General features: G+C 63.4%; 16 protein-coding genes and 1 pseudogene. 14 read left to right on the top strand and 3 right to left on the bottom strand.

Annotation, left to right across the window (positions count from 1 at the left end):
• Nucleotides 1-3 precede the first annotated feature (3 nt).
• From KJY40_RS16620 to KJY40_RS16595, 6 genes and pseudogenes are all read left to right on the top strand, one after another.
• A complete protein-coding gene (locus KJY40_RS16620) occupies nucleotides 4-249 on the top strand; it encodes a 4Fe-4S dicluster domain-containing protein (RefSeq protein WP_007959413.1) in 246 nt (81 codons plus the stop codon).
• 233 nt (nucleotides 250-482) lie between these two features.
• Nucleotides 483-1,886 (top strand): ABC transporter substrate-binding protein, encoded by a 1,404-nt coding sequence (locus KJY40_RS16615; RefSeq protein ID WP_230731250.1) that lies wholly within the window; start codon nucleotides 483-485, stop codon nucleotides 1,884-1,886.
• Between the two features lie 267 nt (nucleotides 1,887-2,153).
• Nucleotides 2,154-2,936: an ABC transporter permease gene (locus KJY40_RS16610; protein ID WP_230731249.1), complete on the top strand. Its 783-nt coding sequence runs from the start codon at nucleotides 2,154-2,156 to the stop codon at nucleotides 2,934-2,936.
• Nucleotides 2,936-3,784, top strand: coding sequence for an ABC transporter ATP-binding protein (locus KJY40_RS16605; protein ID WP_230731248.1), 849 nt, complete (start codon nucleotides 2,936-2,938; stop codon nucleotides 3,782-3,784). The genes KJY40_RS16610 and KJY40_RS16605 overlap by 1 nt, the downstream gene beginning before the upstream one ends.
• Nucleotides 3,781-4,743 (top strand): HEAT repeat domain-containing protein, encoded by a 963-nt coding sequence (locus tag KJY40_RS16600; protein ID WP_230731247.1) that lies wholly within the window; start codon nucleotides 3,781-3,783, stop codon nucleotides 4,741-4,743. The genes KJY40_RS16605 and KJY40_RS16600 overlap by 4 nt, the downstream gene beginning before the upstream one ends.
• Nucleotides 4,740-5,009: pseudogene (locus tag KJY40_RS16595) on the top strand (DUF971 domain-containing protein); the annotation flags it as partial. The gene KJY40_RS16600 and the pseudogene KJY40_RS16595, both read left to right, overlap by 4 nt.
• A gap of 7 nt (nucleotides 5,010-5,016) precedes the next feature.
• On the opposite strand, the gene KJY40_RS16590 reads toward KJY40_RS16595, so the two are convergent.
• The 3 genes from KJY40_RS16590 to KJY40_RS16580 all read right to left on the bottom strand — a co-directional run bounded on the left by KJY40_RS16590 (nucleotide 5,017) and on the right by KJY40_RS16580 (nucleotide 9,430).
• On the bottom strand, nucleotides 5,017-6,675 hold the full coding sequence (locus KJY40_RS16590) for a phosphoethanolamine transferase (RefSeq protein ID WP_230731246.1): 1,659 nt from the start codon (nucleotides 6,673-6,675) through the stop codon (nucleotides 5,017-5,019).
• Between the two features lie 160 nt (nucleotides 6,676-6,835).
• Nucleotides 6,836-7,573, bottom strand: a complete 738-nt coding sequence (locus KJY40_RS16585; protein ID WP_230731244.1) for a TorF family putative porin — start codon at nucleotides 7,571-7,573, stop codon at nucleotides 6,836-6,838.
• Nucleotides 7,574-7,675: 102 nt separating this feature from the next.
• Nucleotides 7,676-9,430, bottom strand: a complete 1,755-nt coding sequence (locus KJY40_RS16580) for an amidohydrolase (RefSeq protein ID WP_230731242.1) — start codon at nucleotides 9,428-9,430, stop codon at nucleotides 7,676-7,678.
• 103 nt (nucleotides 9,431-9,533) lie between these two features.
• Between KJY40_RS16580 and KJY40_RS16575 the strand changes: the two genes are divergently transcribed.
• The 8 genes from KJY40_RS16575 (at nucleotide 9,534) to KJY40_RS16540 (ending at nucleotide 18,164) form a co-directional block, all read left to right on the top strand.
• Nucleotides 9,534-10,451, top strand: a complete 918-nt coding sequence (locus tag KJY40_RS16575) for a LysR family transcriptional regulator (RefSeq protein WP_230731240.1) — start codon at nucleotides 9,534-9,536, stop codon at nucleotides 10,449-10,451.
• Nucleotides 10,452-10,546: 95 nt separating this feature from the next.
• On the top strand, nucleotides 10,547-11,164 hold the full coding sequence (gene lexA / locus KJY40_RS16570; protein ID WP_039768874.1) for a transcriptional repressor LexA: 618 nt from the start codon (nucleotides 10,547-10,549) through the stop codon (nucleotides 11,162-11,164).
• A complete protein-coding gene (imuA, locus tag KJY40_RS16565; RefSeq protein WP_230731238.1) occupies nucleotides 11,164-11,781 on the top strand; it encodes a translesion DNA synthesis-associated protein ImuA in 618 nt (205 codons plus the stop codon). Before lexA ends, imuA begins: the two co-directional genes overlap by 1 nt.
• A 7-nt stretch (nucleotides 11,782-11,788) precedes the next feature.
• On the top strand, nucleotides 11,789-13,204 hold the full coding sequence (locus KJY40_RS16560) for a Y-family DNA polymerase (protein WP_230731236.1): 1,416 nt from the start codon (nucleotides 11,789-11,791) through the stop codon (nucleotides 13,202-13,204).
• Complete coding sequence (locus KJY40_RS16555; RefSeq protein WP_230731234.1) at nucleotides 13,201-16,278, top strand: error-prone DNA polymerase; 3,078 nt, start codon at nucleotides 13,201-13,203, stop codon at nucleotides 16,276-16,278. The genes KJY40_RS16560 and KJY40_RS16555 overlap by 4 nt, the downstream gene beginning before the upstream one ends.
• 151 nt (nucleotides 16,279-16,429) lie before the next feature.
• A complete protein-coding gene (locus tag KJY40_RS16550; RefSeq protein WP_178081274.1) occupies nucleotides 16,430-17,116 on the top strand; it encodes a CsgG/HfaB family protein in 687 nt (228 codons plus the stop codon).
• 29 nt (nucleotides 17,117-17,145) lie between these two features.
• A complete protein-coding gene (locus tag KJY40_RS16545) occupies nucleotides 17,146-17,508 on the top strand; it encodes a DUF4810 domain-containing protein (RefSeq protein WP_007959442.1) in 363 nt (120 codons plus the stop codon).
• The gene (locus KJY40_RS16540; protein ID WP_007959444.1) at nucleotides 17,505-18,164 is read left to right on the top strand and encodes a DUF799 domain-containing protein; all 660 of its coding nucleotides are present in this window, start codon (nucleotides 17,505-17,507) and stop codon (nucleotides 18,162-18,164) included. Before KJY40_RS16545 ends, KJY40_RS16540 begins: the two co-directional genes overlap by 4 nt.
• Nucleotides 18,165-18,217 lie beyond the last annotated feature (53 nt).

Below are 18,217 nucleotides of genomic sequence, written 5' to 3'. Positions count from 1 at the left end.
ACCATGGCCTATCAAGCCCAGGAAATCTTCTTCCGCTCCAATGCCCCCGTCACCGTGGACGAGGACAAATGCATCGCCGAAAAGGGCTGCACCGTGTGTGTCGACGTCTGCCCGATGGACCTGCTGGCGATCAACCCGGCCACGCAAAAGGCCTACATGGCGTTCGATGAATGCTGGTACTGCATGCCTTGCGAAAAGGACTGCCCGACCGGTGCCGTCAAAGTCGAAATCCCCTACCTCCTGCGGTGACACCCAATCCCCTGTGGGAGGGGGCTTGCTCCCGAAGAGGCCGGCATGGCTGGCATCACTATTGACTGAAACACCGCTTTCGCGAGCAAGCCCGCTCCCACAGGGGATTTGTGGCGAGCCGATAGCCATCCGTAAACCCCGGACGCTGGATTCACCAAACACCCCTCGTTTCCCACCGCGCCCTGATCGCGGCGGAGACGAACATCCTATAAATGATTCGAGGGGATTCAACCATGTTGCGTGCAGCAATCGCCGGTCTGGTACTGGCTTCGTTCACCCTGTCGGCGTCGGCCGAAACCATCCGCATTGCCATCGGCACCCAGGACACCACCATCAACTGCGCCGCCGGCGGCCTGTTGATTCGCGAGCTGGGCCTGCTCGACAAATACCTGCCTCACGACGGCGCCTACAAAGACGCCAAGTACGACGTGCAGTGGAAGAATTTCACCAGCGGCGCACCGCTGACCAACGAAATGGTCGCGGGCAAACTCGACTTCGGCGCCATGGCCGATTTCCCCGGCGCGTTCAACGGCGTGGCCTTCGAAACCGCCGGCAAACACAGCCTGTTTATCAGCGTGTTGTCGGGCAGCATCAAGGGCAGCGGCAACGGCATCGTGGTGCCGAGCGCGTCCGGCGTGCAGTCGCTGAGCGAACTCAAGGGCAAGACCATTTCCGTACCATTCGCTTCCACCGCCCACGGCATGTTGCTGCGCGCCGTGGCGGAGCAGGGCTGGGATCCGCTGAAGGACGTGAACATCATCGCCCAACCACCGGAAGTCGCAGGTTCGGCGTTGCAGGCCGGCAAGATCGACGCCCACGCCGACTTCGTACCGTTCGCCGAACTGTTCCCGAGCCGCGGTTTCGCTCGCAAGATCTACGACGGTGCTCAGGCCAATGCGCCGACTTTCCACGGTGCGCTGGTCGATCAGGCCTACGCCAAGAAATACCCGGAAATCGTCGTCGCCTACCTGCGCGCCAGCATGGAGGCCAATCAACTGCTGGCGGCCGAACCGGAGAAATACAGCGAACTGATCGCCAAGGTCACCGGCGTCGATGCCGAGGTCAATTATCTGTTCCATGGCCCGCTGGGCGTGCAGACCCGCGATCTGAGCTGGAAACCGGAGTATCGCCAGGCTGTGGGCACCGCGATCGACACGCTGAAGTTGTTGAAGAAGGCCGATCGTGGGCTCGACCTGAATTCCTTTATCGACGATCAGTACATCCGTGCGGCGTTCAAGGCTTCGAATCTGGATTACACGGCGCAACTGGCCAACTACGCGCAGACGCCGTTGAAGTCGGTCGATGCGGTGACCGGAAAGGCTATCTCGGATTTCAGCCATGTTGCGGAAATCTGGGTGCGGGGTGAGGACAAGGTTCGGCGGTATGCCTCGGCTGAAGAGGCGTTCGCGGCGCTGGCCGGCCTGAAGTCGGAAGGCAAGAACATTCGGGCGGTGTATGCCCAGGCGAGTGACAGCGGGATCAAGTTGCTGGCGGAGCAGGCTTGGTTTGCCAGTGATGCGAAGGGGCGTCTCAGCGCGTTTTTGTTGAAGGGGCAGGCGCAGCAATTTGCCTCGGCGCAGGGTGGGAAGGTCTTCGACTTCATCGATGCCACCGCGCAGGCCGTCGCCACCCGCTAATTGAAGATCAAGAGCAACCCCTCACCCTAACCCTACCGAAACGTCGGACCGCCCGGAGGGAGAGGGGACTGACGGAGTTGTTCTGGAGAGTTACGCCGACCTGAAATATCGAGCCGAACTCAGGTTTTGAAACGCTTGAAGATCGGCTCCCTTTCCCCCTCGCCCCCTTGGGGGCGGTCCGACGTTTCGGGAGGGCTGGGCGGGCGGCGTTCCGATGAGGGGGTAAATCTCAGCCACAACACAGCTCCACAATTGGAAACCCGATCCATGAAGTCACCCACCCTACGCTGGACATCGAGAGCCGCCTCATTGCTGCTCTGCCTGCTCTTCTGGCAACTCGCCGCCAGCCACCACTGGAACCTCGGCCTCGTCACCTTCGCCAACGTGCCAACCCCGCTGGCCGTGATCGAAGCCGCACTCGGCCTCGGTGACTCCGGCAAGCTCATCCAGCACCTGACCGCCAGCCTCGGCCGGGTCTTCGCCGGCTATCTCGCGGCGCTGGTGATCGGCATCGCCCTGGGCCTGGCCATCGGCCGATCGAAATGGGCCGAAGACCTGCTGCTGCCACCGCTGGAAGTGCTGCGCCCAATCCCCGCCGTCGCCTGGATTCCACTGGCCATCCTGATGTTCCCATCCTCCGAACTGTCGATGGTCTTCATCACCTTCACCGGCGCGCTGTTCCCGATCCTGCTCAACACCGTGCACGGCGTCGAAGGCGTCGACCCGCGCCTGATCGCCTCGGCCAAAAGCCTCGGGGCAGGGCGCCGGGCGATCCTGCTGGAAGTGATCCTGCCGGGCGCCGCACCGAGCATCATCACCGGCCTTGCGATCGGCATGGGCACGTCGTGGTTCTGTCTGGTGACCGCCGAAATGATCTCCGGCCAGTTCGGCATCGGTTACTACACCTGGGAGTCCTACACGATCCAGAACTACGCCGACATCGTCGTCGGCATGCTGCTGATCGGAGTGTTGGGCATGGGCAGCAGCCTGCTGATCAAACGCCTGGGCGGGCTGTTCACGCCCTGGCACCGACCACGAGGAAAAGCCTGATGAGCGTGATGCAAACCCCGGAAGGGCGGATCGATATCCGTCAGCTATCCATCGTCCTCGGCGAAGGCCGGCAAGCGTTCGAAGCGGTGCAGGGCCTGGATTGCCAGATCGAACCCGGCCAGTTCGTGTGCATTCTCGGCCCGTCCGGTTGCGGCAAATCGACCTTGCTCGGTGCGCTGGCCGGGCATCTGCAACCCCATGGCGGGCAGTTGAAAGTCGATGGCGCCGAAGTATCCGGCCCGTCACCGCAGCGCGGCATGGTGTTCCAGCATCACACCTTGTTTCCGTGGCGCACCGTGCGCGACAACGTTGCCTTCGGCCTGAAGATGCGCGGCATCGGCAAGTCCGAGCGCCATCGCGCCGCCGACGACATCCTCAAACTGGTCGGCCTCGAAGGCTTCGCCGAACGCTGGCCGGATCAGCTCTCCGGCGGCATGCAGCAACGGGTGGAGATCGCCCGGGTGCTGGTCAATCGCCCCCGGCTGTTGCTGATGGACGAACCCTTCGGCGCACTGGATGCGCTGACCCGCCTGAACATGCAGGAACTGCTGCTGGACATCTGGACGCGAATTCGCACCACCGTGGTGTTCGTCACCCACGACATCGACGAAGCGCTGTTCCTCGCCGACCGCTTGCTGGTGATGAGCGCACGGCCGGGGCGAATCATCGAAGACTTGCGCCTGGATTTCCCCCGGCCACGCACCACCGAACTGGTCACCAGTCACGAGTTCTCGCGCCTCAAGCGCCACTGCCTCGACCTGCTGCGCCACGACAACGACCGACCGCTGCCGCGCCTCAATCCGCTCGGTTTGCCTCCTGAAAACGCCTTGCCGAGATTTGCCCTGTGACCTCATTTTTTGCTGTGACTGATAACGACGACATTCTCGCTCTGCAACCGCGCCTGACCGCCGATGACGCCGGTGTGCGTAGGATTGCGCTGATCGATCTGGCTGACCTCGAAGAGCCGGACGGTCTGCTCTGGCTGGTCGAGCGCCTGGCCGAAGACCCCGCCGAAGAAGTGCGTGCCGAAGCGGCGCGGCTGTTGGAAGCCTGGGAAGACGAGCCGGTGGTTGAAGCGCTGTGCCAGGCCCTGACGGATCCGTCGCCGGCGGTGCAAGCCGCTGCGGCGCAGAGCCTGAGCCTGCTCAAGACCGAAGCGGCGGGCAGGGTGATTCTGCCGTGGACCGCCCATGCCGAAACCGGCGTGCGGATTGCCGCGTTCCGGGCCTTGCGCGAGTTGCGTTTCCCCGGCGCTGCACCGGTCGCGATTCAGGCGCTGAACGATACCGACGCCAGCGTGCGCCGCGAAGCCGTCGGCGTGCTCGGCTGGCTCAAGCAACTCGACGCGTTGCCAGCCCTGGCCCGCCTGGCGAGTGATGACCCGGACACCGAAGTGCGCCGCGCCGCCACCGGCGCCCTGGGCCTGGCGAGTGGCGCAGATGTGCTGCCGGCCTTGCGTCAGGCCTTGCAGGACAACGCCTGGCAAGTGCGCGAGGAGGCCGCAACCACCCTCGGCAAAGTCGGCCATACCGATGCAGGCCCGGCACTGATCGAAGCCTTGGGCGACGACTACTGGCAGGTACGCCTGCGCGCCACACGCAGCCTCGGGCGCCTCAAGTACGTCGCTGCCCTCGACGCCCTGATCGACACCCTCGGTCATCGCATCAGCAACCTGCGCAAGGAAGCCGCGCTGGCCCTCGGCGAATTGAACGATCGTGGGGCGGTGGCGGCGTTGCAGGCCGCGCAGGACGACGGCGACCCGGAAGTGCGCAAAGCCGTGCGGATTGCCTTGAGTCAGCTGCAATGAGTCCGCTGTCGGTCGGCAATTCCCAAAGTGAACACCGGTTACGGCTGAGCTGGCCGGATGGCCGCGAGCAACTGCTCGACCACGCCGAACTGCGCCGCCAGTGCCCGTGCTCGCAGTGCCGGGCGTTTCGTTTGCGGGGCTCGCCGCCAATGGTTGACCCGCGTGTGCGGGTCATCGAATTGAACGCTCAGGGGTACGGTCTGCAACTGGTGTTCAGCGACGGCCATCAACGCGGGATTTACCCGTGGGTCTATCTGGCGCAATTGGATGAAATCACTGTCCCGCCGTCATCGCCGGCCGACAACCATGGAAAATATCCAGCCCCGGCTGATACAGCGACGTCCTGACCTCGAACAACCCCAGCACTGAATGGAACAGGTTGTCGTGGCTCAGATCCGGCTGGCTGCCTTTGCCTTGCAGACAACCACGGTCGATGCCCAGTTGCGCCAGGGTGTTATTGCCGAACCACATCACCATCGGCACATGGGTCTGGGCTTGCGGCGCCAGCGCATAGGGCGCGGCGTGCAGGTACAGGCCGTTCTCGCCCAGCGATTCGCCGTGGTCGGACACGTACAGCATCGACGTATCGAGGTGCTCCTGATTGCGCTTGAGCAGCTCGATCACCTTGGCCAGGAAATGGTCGGTGTAGAGGATCGTGTTGTCGTAGACGTTGACCAGTTCGTCACGGCTGCAACTGCCCAGCTGGTTGGTGTGGCAGATCGGTTTGAAGCGCTCCATGTCCTTGGGGTAGCGCTCGTAGTATTCCGGGCCGTGGCTGCCGTCGGCGTGCAGGACGATGATCGCGTTGCCCTTGAGGCTGTCGATGTAGCCTTGCAGGTCGGCCAAAAGCGCTTCGTCGAGGCAGTTGTTGCCGTCGCAGAACGGGCCCGGCTGGTTCTTCGCGATGTCGCGGTTCGGCACGCGCAGGCAGGTGCCCTTGCAGTCGCTGTTGTTGTCCAGCCACAGCACCTGCACGCCGGCCCGTTGCAGGATGTCCAGCAGGCCTTCGTAGGTTTTGCCTTTCTTGTCGCTGTAGTCCTCGCGCGGGAACATCGAGAACATGCACGGCACCGACACCGCCGTCGAGGTGCCGCAGGAATGCACCTGGGTGAAGTTGAGGATGTCGAGTTTGCTCAGCTCGGGGTTGGTCTCTCGCTCATAGCCGTTGAGCGAGAAATGGTCGGCCCGGGCGGTTTCGCCGACCACGAACACCATCAGCGATTTCTTCTCGCGACCGGCTGCCTTGGCGCTCATCACCGCGTCTTCGCCGATGGCCTGCACCACGAAATGCTTTTTGATCCCCAGCCGCTGCTTGGTGTATTTGCTGATCGCGTAGATGTAGTTGGTCGGGTTGATGAAGTGGGTGAGCTTGTCTTCCTCGCGAAAGATCGGCGCGTAGGTCGAATAGAACGCGCCTACCGAAGCGCCGATCACCAGCACGCAAGCTGCGATCACCAGCACCTTGTTCAGCAAGCCCCGAAAGAATGGCCGATAAACCACCGGCCAGCGCCAGATCAGCACGGCCGGCAACACACCGAGCAACAGCACGTAAGCCAGCAGTTTGCCGCTGAACAGCGCCGTAGCTTCCCCGGGATTGGTTTCGAACACGTTCTGGATCATCACCGTGTCGATGGTGATTCCGTATTCGTTCATGAAATACGCCGCACAGGCCGAGAGCAGGGCCACCAGCGTCAGCGCCGGTTTCAGCGTCCAGCGAAACGAAATCAGCGTCAGCAGCAGTGTGATCGCCGCCCAGAGAAACAGCCCGAAAGACGCGAAAAACGCCAGTTTTTGCACGCCTTGCAAGGTGATCAGCGTTCCCAGCACCTTCCAGGTCGCCAGGTTGTACAGCGCCACCAGTGCCAGCGAAAACAGCAGCACCAGGCGGGTCGGAGTGATGGACGGTAGACGCAGTCCTTTGCCCAAAGCCATTCGAAACCTTCCTCTACGTCAGTCGAAAACCCATACGGTTACGCGCGTAACTGTAGAAGAGCATTGGTAAAAATTCCGTAAACATCCGGTAACAAAATCACGGTAAATACAAAAAAAAGTGGGGCCAGCGATCTGGCTCCCACAGGGGATTTGCGATGGGTCAGAAAGATTTGCTGACGCTGGCGACGACCGTCGCCGTGCACACGTCCTTGAAGCCCCAACTGCTCAGGCACTGGCTCTGCGAAAGGTCGGTGTCGATGTAGCTCAGGCCCAGCACCACGCCGGCCAGGTTGTGGGTCAGTTTGACTTCCCACTCCCGGTAGGACTCTTCGCTGTGGCCGGACGCCGAATACATATGCGGGTCCTTGAAGTCCATGTTGCCGTAGCGCAGCTTCAGCCCGGAATCGAATGGCAATTCGGTTTCATAGCCGATGTAGCTGTAGAGCGAACTCTGTTTGCTATCGATGCCCGGCGCGTCACTGGAGTAATAGGCCGCGAGTTTCACGCCGTAGGCGCTGAGAATCGAGTACACCTCGCTCTGGTTGAACTGGCTCTCCTTGGGGTACGCGTATTTGATGTAACCCAGATCAAGACTGACGGCCTCGGTCGCCTGCCACAGCCAGCCGGCGTAGTAGTCGACCTCCTGACGGGTTTTCAGGCCGCCGCCGAAATCGACGTTCGAACTCCAGGCGCCGAGGTACAGGCCGCTACTGTGGGCCAGGGTCAGACCGGCCTGCACCGCCGGATCGTTCTGGGTCTGGGAGATGCCGCGGGTGCGGTAGTCGCTGGCCAGGGTCAGGTCGACCAACACCGCAAAATCATCGTTCAGGGGAATCGCGTGGCTGCTCAAGGGCAGCAGGCTCAAGGAAGTGAGGGCGAGCAGGGGCAAGGCTTTCATGTGAAGTCCCGTTGTTGTGGTTGTTATGGGCAGGAAGCAGGCAAGGCTGCGCCGAACCCCGGCGACGGGCGCGGGGGCGGGCAGGGAGTACGGCGATTGTTATTAGAGGGTTGGTGCGTAGACCTGACGGCCGGCGAACCAGGTTTGCAGCACCTGAGTGTCATGCAGGGCCTTGTCGTCGACGCTGAACACGTCGCGATCGAGCACGATGAAATCGGCTTGTTTGCCGGGGCTCAGCGAGCCGATCTGTTGTTCCAGGCCGATGGTCCGCGCGGCGTTGGCGGTGTAGGCGTAGAACATGGTTTCGCGGTCCAGGCGTTCGTCGGCGTTGAGCACGCCCAGCGGCCCGGTGCGGGTGATGGCCTGGGCCATGGCGTTCCACGGGTTCGGCGAGGACACCGGCCAGTCGCTGGCGCCGGCAATCGTCGCGCCTTGCTTGAGCAGCGAATGCGCCGGGTATTGATAGCGAAAGGCGAGGGCGCTGACGTAAGGCTTGATCATGTCGGTGGTGTAGTCGTCGGCGCTGGCCCACAGCAGTTGCATCGAGGCAATCACGTTCAGCGGCTTGAAGCGGGCGAACTCCTTCGGGTTGACCATCTGCAGGTGGGTGATCGAGTGCGTCACGCCGCTCTGCCGGTCCTTGCGCGCCTGGGCGATACCGTTGAGAGATTCGCGTACCGCGCGGTCGCCGATGGCGTGGATGTGTACCAGCCAGCCGCGTTGGTCGATGGCGCTGACCAGTTCGCCAAAATGCTGCGGATCGATCAGCAATTCGCCCTGTTTGTGCGAGTTGCTGTAGGGATCGATCATCGCCGCGCTTTGGGCCGGGTATTCGATTACGCCGTCGGCGAAGATCTTGATCCCCGGCAGCGTCAGGTTGGGAATGCCCTGAAATTGCCGGCGCACTTTGTCGAGAGTGTCGAGATCGGCCGGTACGCTTTTCGGGTTGGCCACCAGCAGCGCGGCGACGTGAGCGGTCATGCCGCCGCTTTCTGACAGGGCTTTATAGGCCGGCAACACGCCGACGGTTTTCTCGGTGGGCTTCAGCGCGAACACCGGCTCGCCCGGCGCGGCGTTGGCGGCCGGGTCCATCCACGCAGTGATGCCGAGGCTGTTGTTGAAACGCACCGCCGATTGCGCAGCCTTGAGCATGTCGGCCGGGCTCGGCACCGGCATTTTCGAGGCGACGCGATCCCAGCCGGCATCGACCACAAAGCCGTTCGGTTCACCGCTGGGCAGTTTGCCGATGGTGTCTTTTTCCGCGTCCGGCAGGGTTTTCAGCAGCGCGGCGTCGATGCCCGCACGCTTGAGCATCACGTTGTTGGCCCACGCCGTGTGGTGGTCGCTGCCGGTGAACACCACCGGCACGTCGGCCCATTCGCCGTGGTTGAAGATGTTGCCCAGCGCTTCAGCCTTGGCCCAATACGCCGAACTCATGCCGGCCACGCTCAAGACGTCGCCATGCCGGGCCTTGCCGTCGTCACGCCAGCCGCGCAGGCGTTTTTCCAGTTCATCCAGACCGACCACGTCGTCTTCCATGTTGGCCGAGACCATTTCCAGTCCGCCGAAAATCGCGTGGGAATGGCTGTCGATCAGGCCGGGCATCAACGCCTGACCTTTCAGGTCGATCACCTGGGTGCCGGGTTCGATCAAGGCCTTGATCTGCGCATCCGTGCCGACTTTCAGCACCTTGCCGTTCTCCACGGCCAGCGCCTGAACCTTCGGTTGAGCGCGGTCGGCGGTGAAAATCTTGCCATTGAGCAGCACCAGATCGGTGGCGGCCATGGCTTCCATCGAGGCAAAACCCATAGCGGCGATCAGCACATTTTTTGTGAAATGCGGGATGAATCTTTTCATTGAACATTTCCTTGTTATTGCGTCTGATGGCCAGATTAGTGGCTGCCAACGCCCGACAGAACGCCTCCCTCACGAAAAACGTTTTTGCCTGAATGGAAAAAGCATGGACAAGCTGGGTGCACTGAAAATGTTCGTGGTCACCGCGCAGCTCGGCAGTTTCAGCCGCGCTGCCGAGCAACTGGGCAAGACCCCGTCGGCCCTGACCAAAGCGGTCAATCACCTGGAATCCGAACTCGGCGCGCGGCTGTTCGAGCGCAGCACGCGGCGGATTTTGCTGACCGAAATCGGCCGTCTCTATCTGGAAACCGCGCGCCAGGTGCTGCAACGGCTGGATGAGGCCAGCGAAGAAATCGAGCAGTTGCAGCACGGCCTGCGCGGCAGCCTGAAAATCACCGCACCGCTGGCTTACGGGCGGGCGTTTCTCGATCAGGTGTGTGACGGCTTTTTGCAGCAATACCCGCAGATCAGCCTGCAAGTGGATTTGTGCGACGAATTCGTCAACCTGCTGGAAAGCGGTTACGACCTGGCGTTGCGCGAAGGGCATGACGACTTGCCGGGGCTGATTGCCCGGGTGGTCGGCAGCAATCGGCTGGCGCTGTGCGGCAGCCCCGAATACCTGGCGCGCAAGGGCTTGCCGGTGACGCCGCAGACCCTCGATCAGCATGAATGGCTGCTGTACCGGCATCCGTTGCTCAGCCGCGAATTCTGGTGGGCCGAACGCGACGGCCAGCGCCTGAGCCTGGCGCAACCGTCGGCGCCGCTGTTGCGCAGCGACAATTACGACCTGCTGCTGGCCAGCGCTTTGGCCGGGCGCGGCTTGCTGCACACGCCATTGTGGAGCGCTGCGCCATACATCGCCGACGGGCGACTGGTGCGGGTCATGGCTGATTACGACATCGACCCGGACAGCTTCGGCCCGCACATTCTGGCGGTGTACCCGAGCCATCGGCGGGCGACGGCCAAGGTTGTGGCGTTTATCGACTACATCGCGGAGTTTCTGGCGGCGCGCGGTTTGAGCTGACGGAGAGATTTTTCCCACGCTCCGCGTGGGAACCATCAATCACAGGATTTGAGCTGACTGGCGGTGCTTGTCAGGAAATTCCCACAGGAGTACAAATGTACTCCATGACGACTCTGACTCCCCGCCGTACCGCCATCCTGACCTTTATCCGCGAACGCATCGCCGAACACGGTCAGCCCCCGAGCCTCGCTGAAATCAGCGAGGCTTTTGGTTTTGCCTCCCGCAGCGTGGCGCGCAAGCATGTGCTGGCGCTCACCGAAGCCGGGTTTATCGAAGTCAATCCGCATCAGGCCCGGGGCATTCGCCTGCTCGGGCAACCGGCGCGACCGGAACTGCTTGAAGTGCCCGTACTCGGGCGGGTGGCCGCCGGTGCGCCCATCGGCGCCGATGCCGACCTGCACAATCGGCTGATGCTCGACCCGGCGCTGTTCTCCCGCACGCCCGACTACATGCTGCGGGTGCAGGGTGATTCGATGATCGAGGACGGGATTCTCGACGGCGATCTGGTCGGCGTGCGCCGCAATCCCGAAGCGCTCAACGGCCAGATCGTGGTGGCGCGACTCGACGGCGAGGTCACCATCAAACGCTTCGAGCGGATTGGCGATGAGGTTCGCCTGTTGCCGCGCAACCCGGCGTATCAACCGATTGTGGTGCGGGCCGATCAGGACCTGGCCATCGAAGGGGTGTTCTGCGGTCTGGTGAGGCAAGGCTGATGGGGGCCGTCGTTGCGCTGGATACGCTGTTCAATGGGGGCCAGGTCTGGAAGGGCCGGCCTGCGCCACCCACCGCCAGCCCGCAACCCACCGGGCACGCGGCGCTGGACGCAGCGTTGCCCAGTGGCGGCTGGCCAGAAGCGGCGCTGAGCGAAATCCTGCTGGCCGGGCCCGGCGTCGGCGAACTGCAACTGGTGTGGCCGACGTTGGCGCGGCTGTCGGCGGCGGGCGAGCGCATCGTGCTGGTGGCGCCGCCGTTCGTGCCATACCCGCAGGCGTGGGCCAATGCCGGGGTCGATCTGCGTCAGTTGTCGGTGATCCAGGCCAGCGAACGCGATGCCTTGTGGGCGGCAGAACAGTGCCTGCGCTCGGGCAGTTGCGGCGCGGTGCTGTGCTGGCCGCACAAGGCCGATGACCGCGCCTTGCGCCGTTTGCAGGTGGCGGCGGAAACCGGCCAGACCCTGGCGTTTGCGTGGCGCCCGTTGAGCGAAGCGGTCAACCCGTCGCCGGCCGCGCTGCGGATTGCCATCGATGCGCGCCCGGCGCAGTTACGCGTGCTCAAGTGCCGGGGCGGTCTGGCGCGCAGCGCACCGATTGCCTTCACCGTGGGGCATTGAGGTCGCCATGCGCTGGGTTTGTATTCTGTTCCCGCAATTGGCCCTCGACGCCGTGTTGCGTCAGCGCCCCGATCCCGAGCAACCCTTGGCGCTGCTCAGCGGCCCGGCCCAGCGCCGGGTGCTGCAAGCGGTCAACCCGGCGGCGCGGGCGCTGGGCTTGCGCCCCGGTCAGTCGATGACCGCCGCGCAGGCCATGAGCAAAGGGTTCGCCACCGTTGATTACGATGCGGCCGAGGTCGAGCACTGGCAGCAGTTTCTCGCCGCCTGGGCCTATCGTTTCAGCGCCCAGGTCAGCGTGCATTACCCGCGTACCGTGGTGTTCGAGGTCGAATCGAGCCTCGGGCTGTTCGGTTCCTGGGCGCAGTTCGAGGCACGGTTGCGCACGGAGCTGACGGAGCTGGGCTTTCGTCACCGCATCGTTGCCGCGCCCAACCCGGTGGCCGCGCGAGTACTGGCCAACGCCTACGACGGATTGGTGGTGCCCGACGGTGAAGCCCTGCGCCACCACCTCGGGCAATTGCCGGTCGACCGCATCGGCCTTGAACCGAGCGTGGCCACGGCGCTGACGCGGATGGGCCTGCGCAACCTCCATCAGGTGCAGAACCTGCCGCGTCAGGCCCTGGCCCGGCGCTTCGAGGCGCCGATGCTCAAGCACCTGGACACGCTGTTCGGCGCACGCCCGCTGGCGCTGGCGTTCTATCTGCCGCCGGATCGTTTCGATGTGCGTATCGAACTCAATTTCGACGTGCAGTCCCATCAGGCGCTGCTGTTCCCCTTGCGCCGCCTGACGTCCGATCTGGCGGCGTTTTTATGCGGGCGCGACAGTGGCGTACAGCGCTTCGATCTGCATCTGGAACATGCGGGGCTGCCGGACACGCTGATCAAGGTCGGCCTGCTCAGTGCCGAGCGCGATCCGGCGATGCTCTTTGAACTGGCCCGTGGTCGGCTGGAGCAGGTGCAGGTCGAAGCCCCGGTGCGCGGCTTTCGTCTGCGCGCCGAGGATCTGCCGAGCTTCGTACCGCAGTTTCAGGAACTGTTCGACGACCGCCCGCAACAGACCTTGCCGTGGGAGCAACTGCGCGAACGCTTGCGTGCGCGGCTGGGGGATGAGGCGGTGCAGGGCCTGCGCTTTCAGGCCGATCATCGACCGGAGTGCGCGTGGCAGAACGCCGACGACAAACAACGTTGCCCTGCATTGCCGGGGGTGCAGCGTCCGGGCTGGTTGTTGGGCGAGCCGCAGTCCGTGCCCGAAGGTTCGGCGCGGATCCTCATGGGCCCGGAACGGATCGAGTCCGGCTGGTGGGACGGTGACGACGTGCGCCGCGATTATTACCTGATCCAGAACCGCGCCGGCCAGCAAGGCTGGGCGTACCGGGCAGTGGGTGAGGGCGGTCCGTTGTGGCTGCAGGGCTGGTTCGCATGAACCAGGGTTATGCCGAGCTGCACTGCCTGTCGAATTTCAGTTTCCAGCGCGGTGCCTCCAGTGCGCTGGAGCTGTTCCAGCGCGCGAAAAAACACGGCTATCAGGCGCTGGCGATCACTGATGAATGCACCCTGGCCGGAATCGTCCGTGCCTGGCAGGCGGCGAGGTCCGTGGAGCTGCCGCTGATCATCGGCAGCGAAATCCGCATTGAGAACGGCCCGAAACTGGTGTTGCTGGTGGAGAACATCAAGGGTTATCAGGCGCTGTGTGGCTTGATCACCCAGGCACGACGGCGCACCCGGAAAGGCCAGTATCAAATCCTGCGCGAGGATTTCAGCGAGCCGTTACCGGGATTGCTGGTGCTGTGGGTGCCGGAGGCGGTCGATGAGGTGGAAGAGGGCCGCTGGCTGAAACAGACCTTCGGCGAACGGCTTTGGCTGGCAGTACAGTTGCATCGCGGGCAGAACGATCAGCAACGGCTGGCCGCACTGCTGAGTCTGGCGGATGAGCTGCAAATTCCAGCCGTGGCCAGCGGTGATGTGCACATGCATGCCCGTGGCCGCCGGGCCTTGCAGGACACCATGACCGCAATCCGCCATCACGTGCCGGTGGCTGAGGCCGGGTTGCGTCTGCATCCCAACGGCGAGCGGCATCTGCGCAGCCTTGATGTGTTGAGCGAGTTGTATCCGCAGGCCTTGCTGGACGAATCGGTGAAACTGGCTCGCCGATGCACCTTCGATCTGGGCCAGTTGCGCTATCAATACCCCAAAGAGCTGGTGCCCGAGGAACACGACGCCAGTTCCTGGCTGCGCCACCTGACCGAAGAGGGCATCGCCTGGCGCTGGCCGCAGGGCGCACAGCCCAAGGTGCTCAAGCAGATCGACGATGAGCTGGAGCTGATCGCCGAACTCGGCTACGAAAGCTACTTCCTCACCGTGCACGACGTGGTGCGCTTCGCCCGTGAGCAGAAGATCCTCTGCCAGGGTCGGGGTTCGGCGGCCAACTCGGCGGTGTGTTTCGCCTTGGGCATCACCGAGATCGACCCGGACCGCACCACGCTGCTGTTCGAGCGTTTCATGTCGAGGGAGCGCAACGAGCCGCCGGACATCGACGTGGATTTCGAGCACGAACGCCGGGAAGAAGTCCTGCAATACGTGTTTCGTCGTTATGGCCGCCGTCGTGCGGCGCTGACGGCGGTGGTCAGCACCTACCACGCGGCCGGCGCGATCCGCGATGTGGCCAAGGCGCTGGGCTTGCCGCCGGACCAGATCAATGCGCTGGCCGACTGCTGCGGTCACTGGAGTGATCAAACGCCGCCCGTGGAGCGCCTGCGCGAAGGCGGTTTCGACCCCGAAAGTCCGCTGCTGCACCGGGTACTGAGCCTGACCGGGCAACTGATCGGCTTCCCCCGGCACCTGTCGCAGCACCCCGGTGGTTTCGTGATATCCGAGCAACCGCTGGACACGCTGGTGCCGGTGGAGAACGCCGCCATGGCCGATCGCACGATCATCCAGTGGGACAAGGACGATCTCGACGCGGTCGGGCTGCTCAAGGTGGATATCCTCGCCCTCGGCATGCTCAGCGCGATCCGCCGCTGTTTCGACCTGCTGCGCCGTCATCGCCATCAGGACCTGAGCCTTGCGACCATCCCGCCAGAGGATCGCCCGACCTACGACATGATCAGCCGTGCCGACACCATCGGCGTGTTCCAGATCGAGTCCCGGGCGCAGATGTCGATGCTGCCGCGCCTGCGCCCGCAAACCTTCTACGACCTGGTGATCGAGGTGGCCATCGTCCGGCCGGGGCCGATCCAGGGCGGGATGGTCCATCCGTACCTGCGCCGCCGGAACAAGGAAGAAGAGGAAACCTATCCGTCACCGGAGCTGGAAGTGGTGCTCAAGCGCACCCTCGGCGTGCCGCTGTTTCAGGAACAGGTGATGCAGATCGCGATTGTCGCCGCCGACTACAGCCCCGGCGAGGCCGATCAGTTGCGCCGCTCCATGGCCGCGTGGAAACGCCACGGCGGGCTGGATCCGCACAAGGAGCGACTGGCCGCCGGCATGAAGAAAAACGGCTACAGCCCGGAATTCGCCGCGCAGATCTTCGAGCAGATCAAGGGCTTCGGCAGTTACGGTTTTCCCGAGTCCCACGCCGCCAGTTTTGCCTTGCTGACCTATGCCAGTTGCTGGCTCAAGTGCCACGAACCGGCGGCATTCGCCTGTGCGCTGATCAACAGCTGGCCGATGGGTTTCTACAGTCCGGATCAGATTCTTCAGGATGCGCGCCGGCATCATTTGCAGATCCGCCCGGTGGACGTGCGTGCCAGTGACTGGGATTGCAGTCTGGAGCCGATTGCCGGCGAGCAACCGGCCATCCGCATGGGGTTGCGGATGATCAAGGGCTTTCGCGAAGAGGATGCGCGGAGCATTGAAAAGGCTCGGGCGAGGGGCGCGTTTGCCAATGTCGCGGATCTTGGCGAACGCGCCGGGCTCGACAGTCGGGCCCAGGCGCTGCTGGCGGATGCCGGAGCACTGCGCGGCCTGGTCGGGCACCGCCATCGGGCACGCTGGGAAGTGGCCGGGGTGCAGAAACAGCTCGGGTTGTTTGCCGGGTTGCCGAATCAGGAAGAGCCGGATGTGCTGCTGCCGACGCCGAGCGTCAGCGAAGACCTGTTCACCGACTACGCCACTCTCGGCACCACGCTGGGGCCGCACCCGCTGAGGTTGTTGCGCGACGAGTTGCGGGCGCGGCGCTGTCGCAGTTCCCGGGAGTTGCTGGAGGTCGAGCATGGCCGGTCAGTCAGCGTGGCGGGGCTGGTGACCGGGCGCCAGCGGCCGGGCACTGCCAGTGGCGTGACGTTCGTGACGCTGGAAGACGAGTTCGGCAACGTCAACGTGGTGGTCTGGCGCGATCTGGCCGAGCGTCAGCGTCAGGTGCTGGTGGGCTCGCAACTGCTCAAGGTCGATGGTCGCTGGGAGCGGGAAGGCGAGGTGCGGCATCTGATTGCCGGACGCTTGAGTGACCTCAGCCCGTTGCTCAACGGAATTCGGGTGCAAAGCCGCGACTTCCACTGACGGCAACTGGCTGATTTGCAAGCCAATTTGCTGACGTCAAAAAAACCTGTCCTCACTGATGGCACTTTGGCATAATGCCGCCCCTTTCCCGATCCCCCACGACAACAGCGTGCAGGGACCCATCGTTTTTCAGAAGGAATGCACAGTGAGAATGATCTCCCGGATGTTGGTCTCGGGCATTGCGATTGCCGTCCTCGGCACCCTGGCCGGCTCGCTTTCCGGTTGCGCCACCGAAAGCTCCCGCGCATTGCCGGTGGCCAAGGTGGAAAGCGCCTCCCAGGCCTGGGCCGGTGTCCGCATCCCGATGGCCGTGGGCAAGTTCGACAACCGTTCGAGCTACATGCGCGGGATCTTCTCCGATGGCGTCGACCGTCTCGGTGGCCAGGCCAAGACCATCCTGATCACCCACTTGCAGCAGACCAACCGTTTCTCCGTGCTGGATCGCGACAACATGGGCGAGATCCAGCAGGAAGCGGCGATCAAGGGCCAGGCCCAGCGTCTCAAAGGCGCCGATTACGTGGTCACCGGTGACGTCACCGAGTTCGGCCGTAAAGAGACCGGCGATCACCAACTGTTCGGCATTCTCGGCCGTGGCAAGACCCAGGTCGCCTACGCCAAGGTCAACCTGAACATCGTCAACATCAGTACGTCCGAAGTGGTGTATTCGACCCAGGGCGCCGGCGAGTACGCCTTGTCCAACCGCGAAATCATCGGCTTCGGCGGCACCGCTGCCTACGACTCCACCCTCAACGGCAAAGTCCTCGATCTGGCCATGCGCGAGGCGATCAATCGTCTGGTCGATGGCATGAACGCCGGTGCCTGGAAACCGGGCAACTGATAGACGCCCATCGCAAGGAGCAACACACCATGAATCTGTCCCTGTCCCGGTCGCTGATGGCCCTGACTGCTGGCGCCTTGCTGGCCGGTTGCAGCAGCCCGCAAACCCTGTACCAGTGGGAAGGCTACCAGCCGCAAGTCTACGAATATTTCAAGAGCGAAACGCCGAAAGAGGCCCAGGCCGAAGCGCTGGAAGCCGATCTGCAAAAGATTCGTGCCAGCGGCAAGCCGGTACCGCCGGGTTACCACGCTCATCTCGGTCTGCTGTACCTGAGCATGGGCAAGGACGATCAGATGGTGCAGCAATTGCGCACCGAAAAGACCCTGTTCCCCGAGTCCGGCACCTACATGGATTTTCTGCTTAAAAACGCCAAGACCGGAGACGCCCAATGATCTCCCGTGCCTTGAAACTGCTGGCCGCAGGCCTGGCGCTGACCGTTCTCGGTGGCTGCGTTGCACCAAAAACCGTGGACTACTCGGCGTACAAGCAAGCACGGCCGAAATCCATTCTGGTGCTGCCGCCGCTGAACACCTCGCCGGACGTCAAGGCGTCCTACAGCCTGTTGTCGCAGGTGACGTTCCCGCTGGCCGAAGCCGGTTACTACGTTTTGCCGATCACGTTGGTCGACGAAACGTTCCGTCAGAACGGCCTGACCACGCCGGATGACATCCATGCAGCGCCGGCCAACAAGCTGCAGGAAATCTTCGGTGCCGACGCGGCGCTGTACATCACCGTCAGTGAGTACGGCACGCGCTACATGGTGATCAGCAGCGAAACCGCCGTCACCGCCAGCGCCAAACTGGTTGATCTGAAAACCGGCGTCACCCTGTGGACCGGTGCCGCCCGGGCGTCGAGCGAAGAGGGCAACAACAGCAATGCCGGTGGCCTGATCGGTATGCTGATCACCGCGGCGGTGAAGCAGATCATCAACAGCTCCACCGATGCCGGCTATCCGATTGCCGGTGTGGCCAGCAATCGACTGCTGTCGGCCGGGCATCCGGCGGGCCTGCTGTACGGGCCACGGTCGCCGAAGTACGGCACCGATTGAGCAAATGATATAAATCCCTGTGGGAGCGGGCTTGCTCGCGAAAGCGGTGGTTC

The organism is Pseudomonas fitomaticsae (assembly GCF_021018765.1).
GTDB lineage: Bacteria > Pseudomonadota > Gammaproteobacteria > Pseudomonadales > Pseudomonadaceae > Aquipseudomonas > Aquipseudomonas fitomaticsae.
This window is presented reverse-complemented; position numbering and strand designations above follow the sequence as displayed.

What these genes read in the sequence shown, in the direction of transcription:
- KJY40_RS16610 (WP_230731249.1), top strand. Translation starts at nt 2,154, where the DNA reads ATGAAGTCACCCACCCTACGCTGGACATCGAGAGCCGCCTCATTGCTG.
- KJY40_RS16605 (WP_230731248.1), top strand. Translation starts at nt 2,936, where the DNA reads ATGAGCGTGATGCAAACCCCGGAAGGGCGGATCGATATCCGTCAGCTA.
- KJY40_RS16555 (WP_230731234.1), top strand. Translation starts at nt 13,201, where the DNA reads ATGAACCAGGGTTATGCCGAGCTGCACTGCCTGTCGAATTTCAGTTTC.
- KJY40_RS16585 (WP_230731244.1), bottom strand. Translation starts at nt 7,573, where the DNA reads ATGAAAGCCTTGCCCCTGCTCGCCCTCACTTCCTTGAGCCTGCTGCCC.
- KJY40_RS16550 (WP_178081274.1), top strand. Translation starts at nt 16,430, where the DNA reads ATGATCTCCCGGATGTTGGTCTCGGGCATTGCGATTGCCGTCCTCGGC.
- imuA (WP_230731238.1), top strand. Translation starts at nt 11,164, where the DNA reads ATGGGGGCCGTCGTTGCGCTGGATACGCTGTTCAATGGGGGCCAGGTC.
- KJY40_RS16615 (WP_230731250.1), top strand. Translation starts at nt 483, where the DNA reads ATGTTGCGTGCAGCAATCGCCGGTCTGGTACTGGCTTCGTTCACCCTG.
- lexA (WP_039768874.1), top strand. Translation starts at nt 10,547, where the DNA reads ATGTACTCCATGACGACTCTGACTCCCCGCCGTACCGCCATCCTGACC.
- KJY40_RS16560 (WP_230731236.1), top strand. Translation starts at nt 11,789, where the DNA reads ATGCGCTGGGTTTGTATTCTGTTCCCGCAATTGGCCCTCGACGCCGTG.
- KJY40_RS16545 (WP_007959442.1), top strand. Translation starts at nt 17,146, where the DNA reads ATGAATCTGTCCCTGTCCCGGTCGCTGATGGCCCTGACTGCTGGCGCC.
- KJY40_RS16575 (WP_230731240.1), top strand. Translation starts at nt 9,534, where the DNA reads ATGGACAAGCTGGGTGCACTGAAAATGTTCGTGGTCACCGCGCAGCTC.
- KJY40_RS16580 (WP_230731242.1), bottom strand. Translation starts at nt 9,430, where the DNA reads ATGAAAAGATTCATCCCGCATTTCACAAAAAATGTGCTGATCGCCGCT.
- KJY40_RS16590 (WP_230731246.1), bottom strand. Translation starts at nt 6,675, where the DNA reads ATGGCTTTGGGCAAAGGACTGCGTCTACCGTCCATCACTCCGACCCGC.
- KJY40_RS16620 (WP_007959413.1), top strand. Translation starts at nt 4, where the DNA reads ATGGCCTATCAAGCCCAGGAAATCTTCTTCCGCTCCAATGCCCCCGTC.
- KJY40_RS16540 (WP_007959444.1), top strand. Translation starts at nt 17,505, where the DNA reads ATGATCTCCCGTGCCTTGAAACTGCTGGCCGCAGGCCTGGCGCTGACC.